A 15910-nucleotide genomic window follows, 5' to 3' on the forward strand; every position below is an offset into this window, starting at 1 on the left:
ACTAAAGGCAAGCGGAATATCAGTCGGGCCGTTCCCCGAACCCCCCCTCGATCACGCGGAGGACTGCCTGGAGGGCCTCCTGCTCGTCGGGTCCGTTCACCTCGATGAGCAGTTGTGAGCCGCGCTCGGCCGCCAGCATCATTACCCCCATGATCGATTTCCCGTTCACCCGCAAACCGTCTTTGGTGACCCAGACCTCGGACTCGAAGCGCGATGCGGTGGTGACCAGCATGGCCGAGGGACGGGCGTGGAGACCCAGTTTGTTGACGATCGTCGCGGTGGCCGTGATCATGCGAATTCGTCGCTCAGCGTGAAGCGTTTGCCGGCCAGTTCGAGGACGACCCCCTTGAGCTCCAGCGCCAGCAGGAACTGGGTGAGTTCGGCGACCGGTTTGTTCAGGCGGCGCGCGAGGTCATCGAGCTGCACCGGTCCGGCCGTGAAGAGGGCCACGATTTCCCGCTCGGTCGGCGTCAGGTCCGGGCGCTCGGCCGCCCGCTGCACCTTGACCTCGCCTCTCAGGGTGGGCAACTCGCGAAAAATGTCCTCGACCGAGGTCACCAGCCCGGCCCCCTGCTTGAGAAGTTCATTGCAGCCGAGGCTGGCGGTCGCACCCGGGGGGCCGGGGACGGCGAACACCGTGCGGTTCTGCCGCAGGGCGTGTTCCGCCGTAATCAGCGCCCCCGACCGGTCTCCCGCCTCGACCACCACCACTCCCCAGGCCATGCCGGAGATGATGCGGTTGCGCTCGGGGAAATGCGGGCGGTCGGGGAACGTGCCGGGGAGGTACTCCGAGTAGATCGCCCCCCGTTCCCTGATCCGGTCGGCCAGGCCCCGGTTGGTCGGGGGGTAAACTTGATCGAGCGAGCTGCCCCAGACGGCGACCGTGCGGCCGCCCCCGTCGAGCGCTCCCGTGTGGGCGGCGGTGTCGATCCCCTCGGCCATGCCCGACACGACCGCGATGCCCGACTCGGCCAGCGCCCGCGCCAGGCCGTGCGCGAACATCCGCCCGCGTTCGGTCGGGTGGCGCGTGCCCACGATCGCGATCATGCGATCCGAGGCGTGCGCCGGCTCTCCGACCCGGAACAAAAGAGGGGGTGGCGGCTCGAGTGCGCTCAACATCGGCGGGTAGTCCGCATCGTCGGGAAAAATCACGGCCCAGCCCAGCTGCGCAATCTGGCCGGCGGTCGCTTCCGCCGACGCCTCGTCATACTGCTCATGGATAGCAGTCGCCAGGGCGCGGGAAATGCCCGGGACAGCCGCCAGCTCGGCGATCGAGGCCGCGGACGCCGCGCCGGCCGAACCGAAGGCGCGGACAAGTCGGTCGAATCGGCCGCCGCCGATGCCGGGCACCTGCAGCAGCCCGATCGTGTCGACTAATCGTCTATGTCGCTCGCTGCTGGTCAAGGATTCGCTCTATCGCCTCAAGGAAGCTCCCGGCCCCCAGGCCGGCCACCGCGGACAGGTAAATATAGCCGTCGGACAACTTTTCGGAAACCGCTTTCAGATCACTTTCGCTCACCGTGTCGATCTTCGTCACCGCCACCAGCGAGGGCCGCCGAGCCAACGACTCGTCGTACCGGGCCAGCTCGCGCCGCAGCAGCCGGAGCGTCCCTTCGATATCCCCGTCGTTGATATCGACGACATACACGAGCACGACGGTCCGCTGGATGTGCCGGAGAAACTGCAGCCCCAGTCCTTTCCCCTCGGCCGCCCCCTCGATGAGTCCGGGGATGTCGGCCATAACGCAGGACTTGTGCTCGCGCAGTCGGACGATCCCCAGATTCGGGATCAGCGTCGTGAACGGGTAGTCGGCGATCTTGGGGCGGGCGGCCGAGAACGTGGCCAGGATAGTCGATTTCCCCGCGTTCGGCTTGCCCACCAGGCCGACGTCGGCCAGCAACTTCAACTCCAGCGCCAGCCGGCGGTGCTCGCCGGGATACCCCGTCGTCGCCTTGCGCGGCGTCTGATTGGTCGAGGTCTTGAAGTGATTGTTGCCGAGTCCCCCTTTGCCCCCGCGGGCGAGGATCACTCTCGCCCCCGGCGAGTCGAGATCGGCAAGCTGCTCGCCGGTGTCGAGGTCGGTGACGATCGTCCCCACCGGGAGCCGCAATTCGATATCGTGCCCCGAACGCCCGGTCTTGAGCGACCCCTGGCCGGGCTGTCCGTTCTCCGCCCGGTAGTGCTTCTTGTACCGGTAATCGAGCAGGGTGGTCAGTTGGGGGTCGGCCACCGCGGCGACACTCCCGCCGTGGCCGCCGTCCCCGCCGTCCGGACCCCCTTTCGGGATGAACTTCTCCCGGTGGAAGGAGACTACTCCGTGTCCGCCTTTGCCGGCGGTGACCTCGATCTCGGCGTAGTCGACAAACATGGGTGACAATATGGGCCCCGCCGCCGACAATGTCAAACCACACGTGTATTGACAGAACCCCCGATCCGCGCTATCTTGGGAGAAAGCAGGAACGCGTTCATCGGTACCGCGCTCATCCCAAAGAAGGCTGCCATGAAATACTCAATTGTTTGCGGTCTGTTCCCGGCGCTCCTCGCGGGTGCCGCGGCCGCGTCCGTAATCCATGTTCCCGGCGACCACGCAACCATCCAGGCGGGCATCGCCGCCGCCGCGGCCGGCGACACCGTGCAGGTGGCGCCCGGAACCTATCTGGAAAACATCAGCCTCGCCGGGATCGACATCGTCCTTCTCGGAGCGGGCATGGATTCCACGATCCTGAAACCCGCCGACGGCGGCCTCCCGCTTGTCCGCATCCACCAGGGAGAGACCCGCGCCGCCGTGGTGCGGGGGTTCAGTTTCGAAGAGAGCGGGATGTCGAGCGCCCTGGTGATCGAGGGGAGTTCCCCCACGATCTGTTTCAACCGGATCACCCGCTGCCCGAATCTCAGCAACACGCCGGCGGTTCTCTCGGCCGATTCGGCGAGCGCCCCCGCGATCCATCACAACTTGTTTCTTCGCAACGACGGTTATTATCAGATCAAGGCGGCGGGGCCGATCTGGATCTACAACAACACCATTTACGACTCCCGTTATATAGGGATATCGGCCTCGCACGACAGCGCCGCCATCCTCAACAACATCATCATCGACTGCCAGCACCGGGCGCTCATCACCTCGCTCGCCCGGATCGACTACAACCTCGTCCTCTACGACATATACTGCTGTCTCCCGTACGCCGAACACGATCTGCTCGCGGACCCGCTGTGGTGCGATTCGGCTGCGGGCGACCTGCGCCTGTGGATCGGTTCGCCGCTGATTGACGCCGGGCATCCGGATTACCGGGATCCGGACGGCACGCCGACCGATCTCGGCGCTTTCTCGGTGGCCGGTGCGCCGCCCGCCGCCTGGCAGATCGCCGTCGACTCCGGGACTCTCGTTCCGACCATCGCCTGGCAGTACGCAGATACGAGCGGACTGACGCAGACCGGGTACGAAATCGAGATCGGCCGCGACCGCGACTGGACGGCGGCCGAGCTGTGGGCATCCGGGCCGGTACCGTCCGGCATCCCGGCAGCCGCGTACGGGGGCGGGCCGCTGGCCGACCGGGGGTTGTACTACTACCGCCTCCGCCTGCAGAACGCCGAGGGCTGGGGTTCCTGGCGGGAAGGGCTTTTCGCGGTGCAGATCGCCCCCCATCGGAAAATCGCCGTGCCGGCCGACCTTCCCACGATTCAGGAAGCCATTTTCGCCGCCGCCGACGGCGACACGATCGCCGTGGCCGCCGGCACGTACACCGGCCCGTTCAACCGCGACCTCAACTTCCTCGGCAAACAGGTCGTCCTCTATGCCCCGTCCGGCCCGGACTCCACAATCCTTAATCTCGGGGGCGACGCCGGCCTCCAGCGCCACGCGTTCACTTTCCGCAACGACGAGGGGCCGACGACGGAGGTGGTCGGGTTCACCATCACCAACGGTCTCGGCTTCATCCGCCCCTATTCCCAATCGGGCGTCATCAAGTGCGAAGGCACGGGGCCGACTTTCCGCAACTGCCGCATTGTCGACAACGCGGGCTCGGGCATCATGTTCTCAGCCGAGCTGGGAGACACTTTGCGGGTGATCGGCTGCGACATCAGCCGCAACTCCTGGGAGGGGATCGGCGGCGGGACGAGCGGCGTGATAGCGGTCGACTCGACGAGTTTCTTGGACAACAGCGCGGACGGCATACAGGTTGGCTGGGGGACGGTGCTCCGGGCCGATCGCTCGCTTTTTGTCGGCAACGCCCAGCGCGGAATTTTCGCCTGGTACGAAATGGTGCCGCGCGGTCTCTATGTCACCAACTGCACTTTCGCGGATAATGGGACCGGGCTCTGGTACGACTGGGATTTTCCGAAGGACGGCGCTCCGGCCCCGGCCGTGCTGGACTCGGGCCTGTCGCGGATAATCGGCAACGTCTTCGCCTTCAACCACGGCGACGGTCTGCACGGCTCCGCGCCCTGCCCGTACTTTGTCACCTGCAACGACTGGTTCGGCAACGGCGCGGCGGACGTGGTGATCTTCACCGACGACCCCATCGACAGCGCCAACAACAACTCGGTCGACCCGCTCTTCTGCGACACGGCCGCCGGCGACTACCGGGTGGCGGCCGGCTCCGTCTGCCTGCCGGAGAACAACGCCTGCGGGGCGGTCATCGGCGCCCGCGGCCTCGGCTGCGAAGGCGGCTGCTGCGCGCACATGGGCGATTTCCAGCACAACGGCGCCGTCACTATCGCCGACCTGACCGCTTTCGTCGCCCATCTCTTCCGCGGCGGTCCCGCCCCGTTGTGTTTTGAGGAGGTCGATTTCAACCGCGACGCGCAACTCACTGTCGTCGACCTCACCCTGCTGGTGGCGGCGATGTTTCGCGGCGCCCCCTGGCCCGTGTGCCCGTGACCGGGCGTGGCGGTGGTCCGACGCGGGCCGCCCGGCATTACATGATGATCGCCAGCTTGCCGAGCTGCACGTTGCCCTGCCCGTCTTCCACCGTCCAGTAGTACAGCCCGCTGACCACCGTCTGCGTGTTGCGGGTGATGAGATCCCACTGGTCGTGATTGGCGCGCGCCGATCCCGGCGGCTGATCGTGGACGATTTCCCGGACAAGGTCGCCGTCGAGCGTCAAGATCCTGATCGTGCAGCGGGCGGGGAGATTGGCGAAATGCACGGCCCGCACCCGGTCCTCCGGCCGGTCCGGGGCCAGCCGGCCCTCGAACCCGTTCCCCCGGTACCCGCCGTCGGCCCGGTAGGGATTCGGATAGGCGATCACCCGCAGCCTCTCGCCCGCCTCCGTTCCGCCGAGCACCGTGTAGATCGACTGCGCGCCGACCGTGACCGAGGACTCCAGGGCGGGCAGCCCCGTGCTCGGCGAACCGAAATCGAACGCGGTCACGTTCACCCAGTAGGGCACGGAGGGGAGCAGGCCGGTGATGGTGAATTCGTATTCGAAGTATTTCAGTCGCCCCTCGGCCGTCAGTTCGTCCGGCCGGACCAGCGCGGGATCGGGGCTTGAGGGATACGGCTGGTCGGGATAGCTCTTGACGATGGCGCCGAGATCGCCCGACCCGGCGGCATTGTAATCCTGCTTCTCGAAGCAGAAGAGGGAGTCCGGGTAGCGCGGGTGGACGAAGCGGTTGACCCGGGTGTAGCGCAACGGGTCAAACGTCGCATCGCCGCACGAATCGGCGTACAGACAGCGCAGCTCGGCCAGCGTGTAGGGGGGATCGAACAGCCGCCACTCGGACGCGTCGGCATCCCAGACGAGCTTGTTGAAGTCCTCACGGTCGTACGAGGCTGCGAGGCTGAAACTGGCCTCCCGGTCATCGCGCCCCAGGTACACCCGGTATCCCTCGAAATCGTACAGCCCGGAGAATTGATCCTGGGCGGTCTCGGACAGCAGGCCGTTGAAGCGGACCAGGATCGTGCCGGCCGAGGGAGAGGCGAGGCGGAATTCGGGGGGCGGAGGGGGGGCGGCCCCCCGGAAATCCGGCACCCCGTCGCCCTGATACCACACCGTATCCAGCCTCGGCTCGCCCCCCTGCAGACTGTCGCCCGGCGGCCCGATGTAGATCCCGTCGGGCAGGCACTCCACGGTGCCGTCGGCCCGCGTTTTCATCAGGCGAAATCTCCCGCGGTACCCGTCGCCGTCGGTGTCCACGCCGGGGTTGTCGTAGACGCGGGAGGCCCAGCCGGCGTTGAGGGCGAGATCGGAGAAATCAAGGTTGGCGTAGTAGAGGTCGGGCCGCGCGGGGAGATGGGCGGCGTTGTCGGGGGAGCGGTGGAGGTGTTCGCCGGCCATGTAGGCGAACGAGACCGGGAGCGAGCGGCCGGGCTGGATATCAAACGGCCCGAACGAGAGCAGGTAGCGGGTGTCATAGCCATCGGCGTAATCGGCCGCCAGGCTCGGGTCCGGGTAGAGCCAGCGGCTGTCGGAGCTTGAAATGGTCGCCGTGAAGATCTGGTCGTAGTCGAACTCCTGGTTGCGCAGCACGTAGTACTTGTTCCGGTCCCCCTCGGGCGTCCCCAGTCCGCCCGTGCCGAAATCCCGCACCGGCTCCTTCCAGCGCCCCACGAACTCCCGCTCGCGCGGACCGAAATCAAGCTGCGCGTTGCTGTTCCCGATCCACCAGTTGAAACTCACATCGAGATCCTCCGCCGGCGTCCGAATGATGCGGGTCGCGATCACGTCCGGGCAGGGATGCCGCCGGCCATCCGAGAATATCGTCTCCAGGTCGCCGTCGTTGTCCGCCTGCCAGGCGAGGAAGACGGTGTCGAGATACTCGCAGCGGCCGTACCGCACCGGGTAGGTGTGGAGAAATCCGCTGTGGTCGTCGGTGTACCCCAGGTTGCTGCCGAAGCAGTCGTAGCAGATCATGTCGTCGACGTAGATGCCCATGTACACCTGGCGCAGCGTCTCGCGGCCGATGTTCTTGATGCGGTAGTCGAAGAGGACGAAATCCTCGGTGTACTCGTACGACCAGGCGTACGACGCCTGCGTCACCTGCACGCAAAGTGGGGTGTGGACGGCGGCGAACGGATCGGGGTTGACCAGTTCCGGGAAGGTATCGGTGTAAACCGAGATGTAGTCTTCCTCGGAGACGGCCAGGGAGTCTTCGGGATCGCGGATGGAGCGGCGGACCATGTTGCCGAAGGGGGCGGGGTCGGGGAAGAACTCGTACACCTGCTGCCAGCCGTCGGCGCCCACCGACACGAGGGTATCGCGTCCGACCACGGCGCCGATCCAGAAGGCGCCGCCGAAGAGGTAGGCGACCAGCGAACCTTTGGGGTACTGGCAGGAGAGCGGGATGGCCTCGCCGGTGAAAGCGTCGGAGGCTTCGCCGGGATGGTACTCCTTGCCGAAGGTGCCGTTGTTGGCGACGGCCAGTTCGATGCGGCCGGCCCGGTGGGCGGCGAGCATGTGGGCTGGCGAGACGGCCGCAAGCGGACGGCGGTACCCGCGGAGGCCGTCCGCGGCTTCCGTCATGCGGGCCCGCGCCGGATCCGGGCCGATCCAGCAGGCGAGCACGCCCACGATCAGGACTCCCAGTCGTTTCATGGAACTACGCCGCGCGGCGGCGGGCGGAATACGTATGCGACCGCCGCCGGCCGTCTACTCCAACGAAAACAGTTCAACGCCGCCTGGCCAAGCGGTTTTCCGCGGCCGCGCTAAGCCCTTGCCGGGCAAGATGGTTTTTGCGGGCGGGGAGCACCCCGCGGGGCGGACACGGGCCCAAAAAAACCGCCGCGCGCGCCGGGTTGACTCGTTGACCTCCCCCAAAAAGCGCATATATTACTCGCCGGGATGAAAAGCATCGAAGGGACGAAAGCGGCGCCGGGACTCAACCAGCGCAAACGGCAGTTTTACGAAGAGTGGTCGCTCTCGCTCGGGCGGGTGTGCGTCCGGCTCGGCTTCAAACCCAACTACATCACCGCCGTCAGCCTCCTCTGCGCGATCATCTCCGGCGTCTTTTTCTGGCGGGGGCAGTGGTTGTGGGGGGTGGTGTGGATGGTCATCACGTCGTTCACCGACATGCTTGACGGCTCGACGGCCCGCGCCGGGAAAATGGGCACTGTCTTCGGCGGCATCCTCGACCACGTCTCCGACCGCTACGGCGAGTTCTTCATTCTCGCCGGCATCACACTCTCCGGCCGGGTGGCCCCGGGGTGGGGTCTGTTCGCCCTTTTCGGCATGATCATCGCCTCGTACACGCGGGCCGCGGCCGAGTCGATGGGCAAGATTGAGAATTGCGCCGTCGGCATCATGGGGCGGCTCGAGAAATTCATCCTCATCATCATCGGCTCGCTGCTGGAGTATTTTCTCCCCGTGGGCGCTTTCCCGCGCAGCGGCTGGCTGGAGCTGGCGCTGATCGTGGTCGGCGCGACCTCGTACATTACCTCCGTCCAACGGATGGTGTACACCTACAAGGTGCTGGGCGACAAGCGCGAGGTGTAGACGCCGCCGCGGGAGCCCGGAAAGGATTTTTCCCCCATGATCACCGCGCTCGGCAACCCGGTCTACGACCTCATCACGACCCGGAAGGTCCGGCCCACCGGCCGCGTGCTCTCCGGCTGCTCGACCAACGCCGCGCTCGCGTTGGCGAAGCTGGGCGAGCGCGTCCGCCTCGTCGGCGCCGTCGGCGAGGATTTCCGTCCGCAGCTGGCCGCCGACCTCGCACGCCACGGGATCGACCACGTCATCATCCCGTCAGCGGAGAGCGGCGGTTTCGCCCTGAATTACTACGACGACCACGGGAACCGGACGCTCGACCTGATCGGCCGGGCCGCGCCGATCGACCCGATCGACCCGGCCTGGTTTGCCGATGCCGAGGCGGTGCTGGTCGGTCCCATCCTCGGCGAGATTTCGCTCGATAATATCCGGCGCATCCGCCGCCTCTACGACGGGTTCTTCTTCTGTGACCCGCAGGGCCTGCTCCGCGGCGCCGATGCCGGCGGGCGCATCTATCACGAGAAAGCCCCCGGCATCGACGACATCCTCGGCCTCTTCGACGTCGTCAAGCCCAATGAGCTCGAGGCGCGCGTTCTCACCGGCGTCGACTGCCGCGAGGATCCCTACCGGGCGGCCCGGCTCATCCAGAAGGCGGGGCCGCGGGTGGTGATCGTCACGCTCGCCGAACTCGGCTCGGTCATTTACGACGGCCGGGAGTTCATCGACATCCCCCCTTACACGGACATCGCCCTGCTCGATTCCACCGGCGCCGGCGACACCTACATGGCCGGCTTCACGTTCGAGTACCTGCGTACGCGGGACCTTCGGCGGGCCGGCTGTTTTGCCTCGTGCGTCTCCTCTTTTATGATCGAGCACACCGGCCCCGATTTCCCGCTCGCCGAGCGCGCCGTCCGCGCCCGCCAGGAGGAGCTGCTGGCCCTGGCCGACTACCGCGTGCGGGTGGCCGTCAACCGCTAGCCCAGGGCGGGCGCGCCGTGTCGCGGCGCGCTCCCGCGCGCGCAGCAACGGAGAGACAGCATGGAACCCACGATTACGTTCGAGGATTTTGCCCGGGTCGACATCCGCGTCGGCCGCATTATCGAGGTGGCCGACTTCTCGCGCGCCCGCAACCCCTCCTACAAACTCCGCATCGACTTCGGCCCGGAAATCGGGATCCGGCAGTCCTCCGCCCAATTCAAGCAGAATTATGCGCCCGAAGCGCTGCGCGGGACGCAGTGTCTCGCGGTGGTCAACTTCCCGCCGCGCAACATCGCCGGCTTCATGTCGGAGGTGCTCGTCCTGGGAGTGCCGCGGGCTGACGGCAACGGGCTCGCGATCGTCCGCCCGGCCGATGACGCGGCGCTCGGCGGGCGGCTCCACTAGGCCTTGAGGCCGTCGAAGAGCAGCGAAATGACGCAGCGCTCCGCCTCCCGCGGCGGCAGGGCCCGCCCCGCGAATGCCCGCTCGACCAGCGCCCCGAGAATGAGCGCCACCAGCCGCCCCGTCAGCGCGCTCTCGAAATCCCGCCGAATTTCCCCCGTCTGCTCTCCCCGCGCGATGATCTCAGCCACGTAGTCGCTGAAGTGCCGCTCGCAGTCGATTCCCTCCAGCGCCACGGCCGCGTGATTGAGCGCCCGCGTAACGAACAGGTAGAACCGTTCCTCGGTCGGGTGCAGCCGCGAGGTAACCGCCGCCGCCCGGTAGAGGTGCAGCAGCCGCTGCCGGGCCAGCCCGCCCCCGTCGGTTCGCCGGATGTCCGCGAGCCACTCCCCCAGCGAACGGTCGAAGAGCAGCACGCAGAACTCCAGGAGGTGGCTCTTGGAGGGGAAGTACTGGAAGAACGAGCCTTTGCTGATTCCCGCCTCGCGGCAGAACCGGTCCACCGCAAGACCGTCGTAACCGAACTCCCCGAACAGCCGGAGCGCGGTCCGGTAAATGAACGCCTTCTTCTCGGCCGGCAGGCGGCGGAAAGTATCGGTGGCGGCGCCGCGCCGCACCAGCCGGAGGACTTCATTTTCGTCGAGCCGGTCGGGCGCCGGCCGCTGTCGCTCGGTCATACGGCCCTCCACAGGATATGACTGTTTGGTCGCCTGTGATATACTATTGTTCTATAATGACGGCAAGCGGTTTCTTTCAATTTGACAGGGGCGGCGGCCGATCTCTATATTCGCGGCGAAAAAGGCAAACGGGCCGCACCGGCCCGCCAGAGCAGGAAGGAAGAATGGTATGGGAAAAATCAGAGTTGCGGTCATCGGCGTCGGCAACTGCGCCTCATCGCTCATCCAGGGCGTTGAGTTCTACAAGAAGGCCCGCGAGGACGAGAAGGTCCCGGGGCTCATGCACGTCAACCTCGGCGGCTACCACATCAGCGATATCGAGTTCGTGGCCGCCATCGACATCGACAAGAACAAGGTCGGCAAGGATCTCGCCGAGGCGATCTATACCTGGCCGAACAACACCTACCAGTTTTGCAAGGTGCCGAAAACGGGCATCATCGTCCAGCGCGGCATGACGCACGACGGACTGGGGTTCTACCTGTCGCAGATCATCGAGAAGGCCCCCGGCGACACCGTCGACATTGTCAAACTCCTGAAAGACACCAAGACCGACGTCGTCGTGAACTACCTCCCGGTCGGCTCGGAGGAGGCCACCAAGTGGTACGTCGAGCAGATCCTCCTGGCCGGCTGCGGCTTCATCAACTGCATCCCGGTCTTCATCGCCAAGGAGCAGTACTGGCAGAAGCGGTTCAAGGAGAAGGGGCTGCCGGTGATCGGCGACGACATCAAGTCGCAGGTCGGCGCCACCATCATCCACCGCATCATGACCCGGCTGTTCATGGACCGCGGCGTCAAGCTCGAGCGCACCAGCCAGCTCAACGTCGGCGGCAACACCGACTTCCTCAACATGCTCGAGCGGTCGCGCCTGCAGTCCAAGAAGATCTCCAAGACCAGCGCCGTCACCAGCATGCTCGACTACGACATCGGCGCGAAAAACGTCTACATCGGCCCCTCCGACTACGTGGAGTGGCTCGACGACCGGAAGTGGGCGCACATCCGGCTGGAGGGCACGACGTTCGGCAATGTCCCGCTCAACGTCGAAATGAAACTCGAGGTCTGGGACAGCCCGAACTCGGCGGGGGTCGTGATCGATGCGATCCGCTGCTGTAAGCTCGGCCTGGACAACGGCCTCTCGGGCGCCCTCATCGCCCCCTCGGCCTACTTCAAGAAATCCCCGCCGGTGCAGTACCCCGACGACGTGGCCCGGCAGATGGTCGAGCAGTTCATCGCCGAGTACGGCTGGAAGCAGAAGACGACGGCGGTCCGGCCGGGCGTCCGCGCCGCCGCCAAGGATCGCAAGACGGCCCGCCCCGCGACCGGCGCCCGCCCGGCTGGGGGCGGAAAGAAACCGGCGGCGGCCGCGCCCAAGCGCATCATCCGCAAGAAAAAGTAGTTTCCCGCCCTCTTTGCGCAGGCTACTTTACCGGCGGTGGGTTCCACCGCCGGTATGTTTTTGTGGCCGTCAGGGTAGCCGTGTGAGCAAGAACCGACGCGGATTGTTCATCTCTTTCGAGGGCATCGACGGGTGCGGCAAGACCACCCAGGTGATGCTCGTCTACAAATACCTGATCGCGCAGGGGCGCCAGGTCAAGCTGGTGCGCGAGCCCGGGTCGACCGAGGCGGCCGAGCGGATCCGCGCCCTCCTCCTTGACCGCCGCCTGGCCATCGACGAGCGCACCGAGCTGCTGCTCTACGAGGCGGCGCGGGCCGATCTGGCAGCCCGGGAGATCGCCCCGGCGCTCGCGCGCGGCCTGGTGGTCTTGTGCGACCGCTTCTACGACAGCACCACCGCCTACCAGGGTTTCGGCCGGCGGCTGGATGTCGCCATGGTGCGGGCCCTTCACCGGGTGGCGGTGGACGATCTCGAACCCGACCTGACGCTGGTGTTCGACTGCGACATTCGCACCGCCATGGGCCGCCGGGCGGGCGACCCCGACCGGCTCGAGGCCGAATCGCGCGCCTTCTTCGAGCGGGTTCGCAAGGGGTTCCTCGAAATCGCGCGCAAGGAGCGCCGCCGCGTCAAAGTGATCGACGCCGCCCAGCCGGTGGAGACCGTGTTCGCCGACGTCAAGAAACACCTCGTGCGCAAACTGAGAAATCATGATGCCGAGCGCCGCCCCTGACCGGGTCGACCTGTTGATCTCGATGGTCGTCATCGTGCTGCTGGTCGCGCTCGCCGGCGGCATGGGCGTGTACGTCGTGTCCGACCCGGGCCTGCGCGCCGCCGCGCCCCTGGTGCGGGCCGCCGAGGTGATCCGCTCACGCTGGGTGGAGCCGGTCGACGGCGCGCGCCTGACCGAGGCCGGCCGCCGCGCCATGTTCGACCTGCTCGACCGCTACTCGGGCTACGTCGACCGCACCGACTTCGACCGCATGCGCGAGGAACTCTCCGGTGCCTACGGCGGCATCGGCGTGACCATCGTCCCCCACGACGGCGGACTGCTGATCATGTCGGTGCGCGAGGACGGACCGGCGGGCCGCGTCGGGCTGCTCACCGGCGACATCCTGGTCGGCACCGATTCCGTGCCCTTCGCCCGGCTCACCCCGGCCGAGGCCAGCGCCCTGCTCCGGGGTCGGCCCGGCACCGACGTGCGCGTCCGGGTCTACCGGCCGGTGGCCGGCGACACGATCACGGTCGCTCTCACCCGCCAACGTATCCCGCTCGTCCACGTGCCCTTCGCCGGCCTCACCGACCGCAACATAATCTACATCCGCGTGCTCGATTTCGATGCCGGGGCCGCCGACGATATCCGCGCCGCCGTCGATTCCCTCCTGGAGCGCGCCGAGAACCGGCCGGCGGGGCTCATCCTCGACCTGCGCAACAACCCCGGCGGCCTGTTCAGCGAGGGCTACCGGACGGCCAACATCTTCCTCAAACCTGGCGCCTTTATCGTCGGCACCGACGCCCGCTCCCGCTGGAACGAGGAGGTCCACCGGGCGATGTACCGCGACGTCACCGACGGTCTGCCGATGGCGGTGTTGGTCAACCGCGGCTCCGCCTCGTCGGCCGAGATTGTCGCCGGGGCGTTCCAGCAGGCGGGGCGGGCGGTGCTGGTCGGCGACACCACCTTCGGCAAAGGACTCGTCCAGGGGTTCATCAGTTTTCCGGATGGCGACGGGCTTCGGCTCACCATGTCACGATACTACTTCGACAACGGGGTCTACCTGAACCGGCTGGACGGGAGCCTCGCCGATTCCGGCACCGGCCTGGTTCCGGACTACTACTACGCCTACCCCGAACTCGACCCCTTCGTGCAGAAACTGGAGAATTCGCTGCTCCTGCAGGAATTTGCCTATGCGCACCTGGAGGAGCTGGCGGCGGAGGATGACCTCGACCCGGCAGGACCGCTGCTGTCCGCGTTCGGCCGCTTCGCCGCCGCGCGCGGATTCGCGTTCACCAGCGCCACTACCGCGGCCGCCCGCGAACTGCTCCGGCGAACGGAGGAAGAAGCCGCGGCGCCCCCGGCGGGGAAAGCCGCCGCGGAGGCGCTCCGCCTGGCGGAGCAGCAGGATCGCGCCCTGGTGTTCTCCTACGCCGGCTACATCGCCCAGCGCCTCCGGCAGATCGCCTGGGAACGGGCGCACGGCGCGGCGCGAACCTACCGCGAAGTGATCCTCCGCTCCCGCGGCGACATCCGACTGGCCGAAGAGATCCTCCTCGCCCGGCGGTCATGACATGCCACCCGAACTCGTCTGGTACATCGTTTGCGGGATGACCGCCGGACTGCTCGGCGGCTACCTCGGCCTCGGCGGAGGGGAAATCGTTGTCCCCTTCCTCACCGTCGTCCTCGGGCTTGACGTCAAGACCGCGGCCCCGGTCTCGCTGGTCGCCGTCACAGTGAACGCGCTCTCGTCGTCGGCCGAGTACCTCAAGCGGGGCATGGTTGATCTGGAACTGGCCATCATCATCGCCACCTTCATGGTCATGGGCAACATCGCCGGCAGCACGGTGAGCGCCGCGGTGTCCGAGGAGCTGGTGCGGGTTCTCCTGACGGGGGTATTGGTCTATACGGCGGTGACCCTGCTTAGGGGCCGCCGCCCGGCCGAGCGGCTGGTGTTTGCCGACAACCGCCGCCGCTTCATGGGCCTGGTCGTCGTGCTCGCCTTTCTCATCGGCGTTCTCGCCGGGCTGATCGGCGTCGGCGGAGGCGTCCTGCTGATCCCCCTGATGTACCTCGTGATCGGCTGCCCGCTGGCGACAGCCCGGGGGACGACCACCCTCATCGTGGTCTTTTCCGCGGCCGCCGCGTCGGCGGTCTATTTCCTGCGCGGCGCGGTCGCGCTGCCGGTGGCGGCGCCGGTCGTCTTCGGCATTCTCCTCGGCGGCCGGGCCGGCGCCTATTTCGGCGCCAGCGCCCGCCCGGCGGTCGTCCGCGCGCTCTTCTTCGCGGTGATGATGTACCTCGCGTGGCGGCTCTCCGCCCGCGCGCTGGAGGGCCTCTGGTGAGAGAACACTACTTCCGCACCGACATCGTCGTCCGCCTCCAGCGCTGGTTCTGGTGGACAATCGTGCTGCTGTTCGGCGCCGCGACCGCGCTGTGGGCGGTCGATGCGGGCCGCGCCCGATGGGTCACGACCTGGGGGATCAACGTGGTCTTCCTCATCGTCGCCTTCATCATCGTCCTGATGGCGGAGCTGTTCCGGCGCGCCCGACTCTACCGCTACGCGCTGCTGTCGTACCTGCTCCTGGTGATTCTCCTTTCGACCATTGCGCTCAAGTTGTATGTTACCGGATGACCATGACGCGACCGGCCGTTTTCTGCGACTTCGACGGCACCATCGCCGTTCGCGATGTCGGCTACAGCATTTTCCACCGCTTCTCCGGCGGCCGGAATCTGGCTCTCCTCCCCGACTGGAAAGCGGGGCGCATGTCGAGCCGGGAGATCCTCCGCCGCGAGGCCGCGATGGCGCCGGTGACCGAGAGCGAACTGCTTGAGTTTCTCGAGGATTTCACACTCGACCCCGGTTTCGCCGCCTTCGCCGACCGCTGCCATCGGCAGGAGATCGATCTGGTGGTCGTGTCCGACGGCCTCGATTTGTACATCAACCTGCTCTTGGCCCGCAACCGCCTGTCGCACCTTCCGCTGATCGCCAATCACGGCTATGTGCGCGACGGGCACATCGAAATCGAATTCCCCTTTGACAACCGGGACTGCGCCAGGTGCGGCAGCTGCAAAGGGGAGCGGATTCGCGAGTACCGCTTAAGCCACCCGGGGGCCGGGCCGGCGGTCTTTGTCGGCGACGGATTTTCCGACGCCTGTGCGGCGCACGAGGCCGACCTTCTCTTTGCGAAAAAAGACCTTGAACGCTACTGCCGCATGCACAATATTCCATTCGTGCCGTATCAGGATTTCTTCGACGTTGCTCGCGAACTGGAGCGACGCGAATTGTTAAGTCGTAACGACGTTTAGACTTAAGGGAGAAGTCGAC

The 15910-nt window shown here is 66.6% G+C and carries 15 protein-coding genes; 10 read left to right on the forward strand and 5 right to left on the reverse strand.

Going from position 1 to position 15910, the window contains the following annotated elements:
* Positions 1-19: 19 nt before the first annotated feature.
* The 3 genes from KA261_06390 to obgE are packed head-to-tail and all read right to left on the reverse strand — an operon-like array spanning position 20 to position 2368.
* Positions 20-292: an HPr family phosphocarrier protein gene (locus tag KA261_06390; GenBank protein MBP7697422.1), complete on the reverse strand. Its 273-nt coding sequence runs from the start codon at positions 290-292 to the stop codon at positions 20-22.
* A complete protein-coding gene (dprA, locus tag KA261_06395) occupies positions 289-1404 on the reverse strand; it encodes a DNA-processing protein DprA (protein ID MBP7697423.1) in 1116 nt (371 codons plus the stop codon). The genes KA261_06390 and dprA overlap by 4 nt, the downstream gene beginning before the upstream one ends.
* Positions 1382-2368, reverse strand: a complete 987-nt coding sequence (gene obgE, locus KA261_06400) for a GTPase ObgE (GenBank protein MBP7697424.1) — start codon at positions 2366-2368, stop codon at positions 1382-1384. The genes dprA and obgE overlap by 23 nt, the downstream gene beginning before the upstream one ends.
* A gap of 132 nt (positions 2369-2500) precedes the next feature.
* Here obgE and KA261_06405 point away from each other — a divergent pair, with 132 nt between their 5' ends.
* Positions 2501-4876 carry a right-handed parallel beta-helix repeat-containing protein gene (locus KA261_06405; protein MBP7697425.1) on the forward strand — a complete coding sequence of 792 codons (2376 nt, stop codon included), beginning with the start codon at positions 2501-2503 and terminating at the stop codon, positions 4874-4876.
* Between the two features lie 37 nt (positions 4877-4913).
* Here KA261_06405 and KA261_06410 read toward each other — a convergent pair whose 3' ends face one another.
* Positions 4914-7532: a hypothetical protein gene (locus tag KA261_06410; protein MBP7697426.1), complete on the reverse strand. Its 2619-nt coding sequence runs from the start codon at positions 7530-7532 to the stop codon at positions 4914-4916.
* A gap of 246 nt (positions 7533-7778) precedes the next feature.
* On the opposite strand from KA261_06410, the gene KA261_06415 reads away from it, so the two are divergent.
* The 3 genes from KA261_06415 to KA261_06425 are packed head-to-tail and all read left to right on the forward strand — an operon-like array spanning position 7779 to position 9806.
* Positions 7779-8429, forward strand: coding sequence for a CDP-alcohol phosphatidyltransferase family protein (locus KA261_06415; GenBank protein ID MBP7697427.1), 651 nt, complete (start codon positions 7779-7781; stop codon positions 8427-8429).
* Positions 8430-8465: 36 nt separating this feature from the next.
* Complete coding sequence (locus KA261_06420; protein MBP7697428.1) at positions 8466-9401, forward strand: ribokinase; 936 nt, start codon at positions 8466-8468, stop codon at positions 9399-9401.
* A gap of 60 nt (positions 9402-9461) precedes the next feature.
* The gene (locus tag KA261_06425) at positions 9462-9806 is read left to right on the forward strand and encodes a tRNA-binding protein (protein ID MBP7697429.1); all 345 of its coding nucleotides are present in this window, start codon (positions 9462-9464) and stop codon (positions 9804-9806) included.
* Here the strand turns inward: KA261_06425 and KA261_06430 are convergent.
* Positions 9803-10480, reverse strand: coding sequence for a TetR/AcrR family transcriptional regulator (locus KA261_06430; protein ID MBP7697430.1), 678 nt, complete (start codon positions 10478-10480; stop codon positions 9803-9805). The two genes, KA261_06425 and KA261_06430, sit on opposite strands and share 4 nt — an antisense overlap.
* Positions 10481-10649: 169 nt before the next feature.
* Between KA261_06430 and KA261_06435 the strand changes: the two genes are divergently transcribed.
* From KA261_06435 to KA261_06460, 6 genes are all read left to right on the forward strand, one after another.
* Complete coding sequence (locus tag KA261_06435; protein ID MBP7697431.1) at positions 10650-11873, forward strand: inositol-3-phosphate synthase; 1224 nt, start codon at positions 10650-10652, stop codon at positions 11871-11873.
* 82 nt (positions 11874-11955) lie between these two features.
* On the forward strand, positions 11956-12603 hold the full coding sequence (tmk, locus tag KA261_06440; protein ID MBP7697432.1) for a dTMP kinase: 648 nt from the start codon (positions 11956-11958) through the stop codon (positions 12601-12603).
* Complete coding sequence (locus KA261_06445; protein MBP7697433.1) at positions 12581-14155, forward strand: S41 family peptidase; 1575 nt, start codon at positions 12581-12583, stop codon at positions 14153-14155. Before tmk ends, KA261_06445 begins: the two co-directional genes overlap by 23 nt.
* A 1-nt stretch (position 14156) precedes the next feature.
* Entirely contained in the window at positions 14157-14927 is a 771-nt protein-coding gene (locus tag KA261_06450; GenBank protein MBP7697434.1) for a sulfite exporter TauE/SafE family protein, read from the forward strand.
* On the forward strand, positions 14924-15217 hold the full coding sequence (locus KA261_06455) for a hypothetical protein (protein MBP7697435.1): 294 nt from the start codon (positions 14924-14926) through the stop codon (positions 15215-15217). The genes KA261_06450 and KA261_06455 overlap by 4 nt, the downstream gene beginning before the upstream one ends.
* Positions 15218-15219: 2 nt before the next feature.
* The gene (locus tag KA261_06460) at positions 15220-15891 is read left to right on the forward strand and encodes an MtnX-like HAD-IB family phosphatase (protein ID MBP7697436.1); all 672 of its coding nucleotides are present in this window, start codon (positions 15220-15222) and stop codon (positions 15889-15891) included.
* The last annotated feature ends 19 nt before the right edge of the window (positions 15892-15910 follow it).

It is taken from the genome of Candidatus Zixiibacteriota bacterium (assembly GCA_017999435.1).
In the GTDB taxonomy this organism is placed as follows: domain Bacteria; phylum Zixibacteria; class MSB-5A5; order GN15; family FEB-12; genus JAGNLV01.

What these genes read in the sequence shown, in the direction of transcription:
- KA261_06445 (MBP7697433.1), top strand. Translation starts at nt 12,581, where the DNA reads ATGATGCCGAGCGCCGCCCCTGACCGGGTCGACCTGTTGATCTCGATG.
- KA261_06450 (MBP7697434.1), top strand. Translation starts at nt 14,157, where the DNA reads ATGCCACCCGAACTCGTCTGGTACATCGTTTGCGGGATGACCGCCGGA.
- KA261_06430 (MBP7697430.1), bottom strand. Translation starts at nt 10,480, where the DNA reads ATGACCGAGCGACAGCGGCCGGCGCCCGACCGGCTCGACGAAAATGAA.
- KA261_06410 (MBP7697426.1), bottom strand. Translation starts at nt 7,532, where the DNA reads ATGAAACGACTGGGAGTCCTGATCGTGGGCGTGCTCGCCTGCTGGATC.
- KA261_06460 (MBP7697436.1), top strand. Translation starts at nt 15,220, where the DNA reads ATGACGCGACCGGCCGTTTTCTGCGACTTCGACGGCACCATCGCCGTT.
- KA261_06420 (MBP7697428.1), top strand. Translation starts at nt 8,466, where the DNA reads ATGATCACCGCGCTCGGCAACCCGGTCTACGACCTCATCACGACCCGG.
- KA261_06415 (MBP7697427.1), top strand. Translation starts at nt 7,779, where the DNA reads ATGAAAAGCATCGAAGGGACGAAAGCGGCGCCGGGACTCAACCAGCGC.
- KA261_06425 (MBP7697429.1), top strand. Translation starts at nt 9,462, where the DNA reads ATGGAACCCACGATTACGTTCGAGGATTTTGCCCGGGTCGACATCCGC.
- KA261_06390 (MBP7697422.1), bottom strand. Translation starts at nt 292, where the DNA reads ATGATCACGGCCACCGCGACGATCGTCAACAAACTGGGTCTCCACGCC.
- KA261_06405 (MBP7697425.1), top strand. Translation starts at nt 2,501, where the DNA reads ATGAAATACTCAATTGTTTGCGGTCTGTTCCCGGCGCTCCTCGCGGGT.
- obgE (MBP7697424.1), bottom strand. Translation starts at nt 2,368, where the DNA reads ATGTTTGTCGACTACGCCGAGATCGAGGTCACCGCCGGCAAAGGCGGA.
- KA261_06435 (MBP7697431.1), top strand. Translation starts at nt 10,650, where the DNA reads ATGGGAAAAATCAGAGTTGCGGTCATCGGCGTCGGCAACTGCGCCTCA.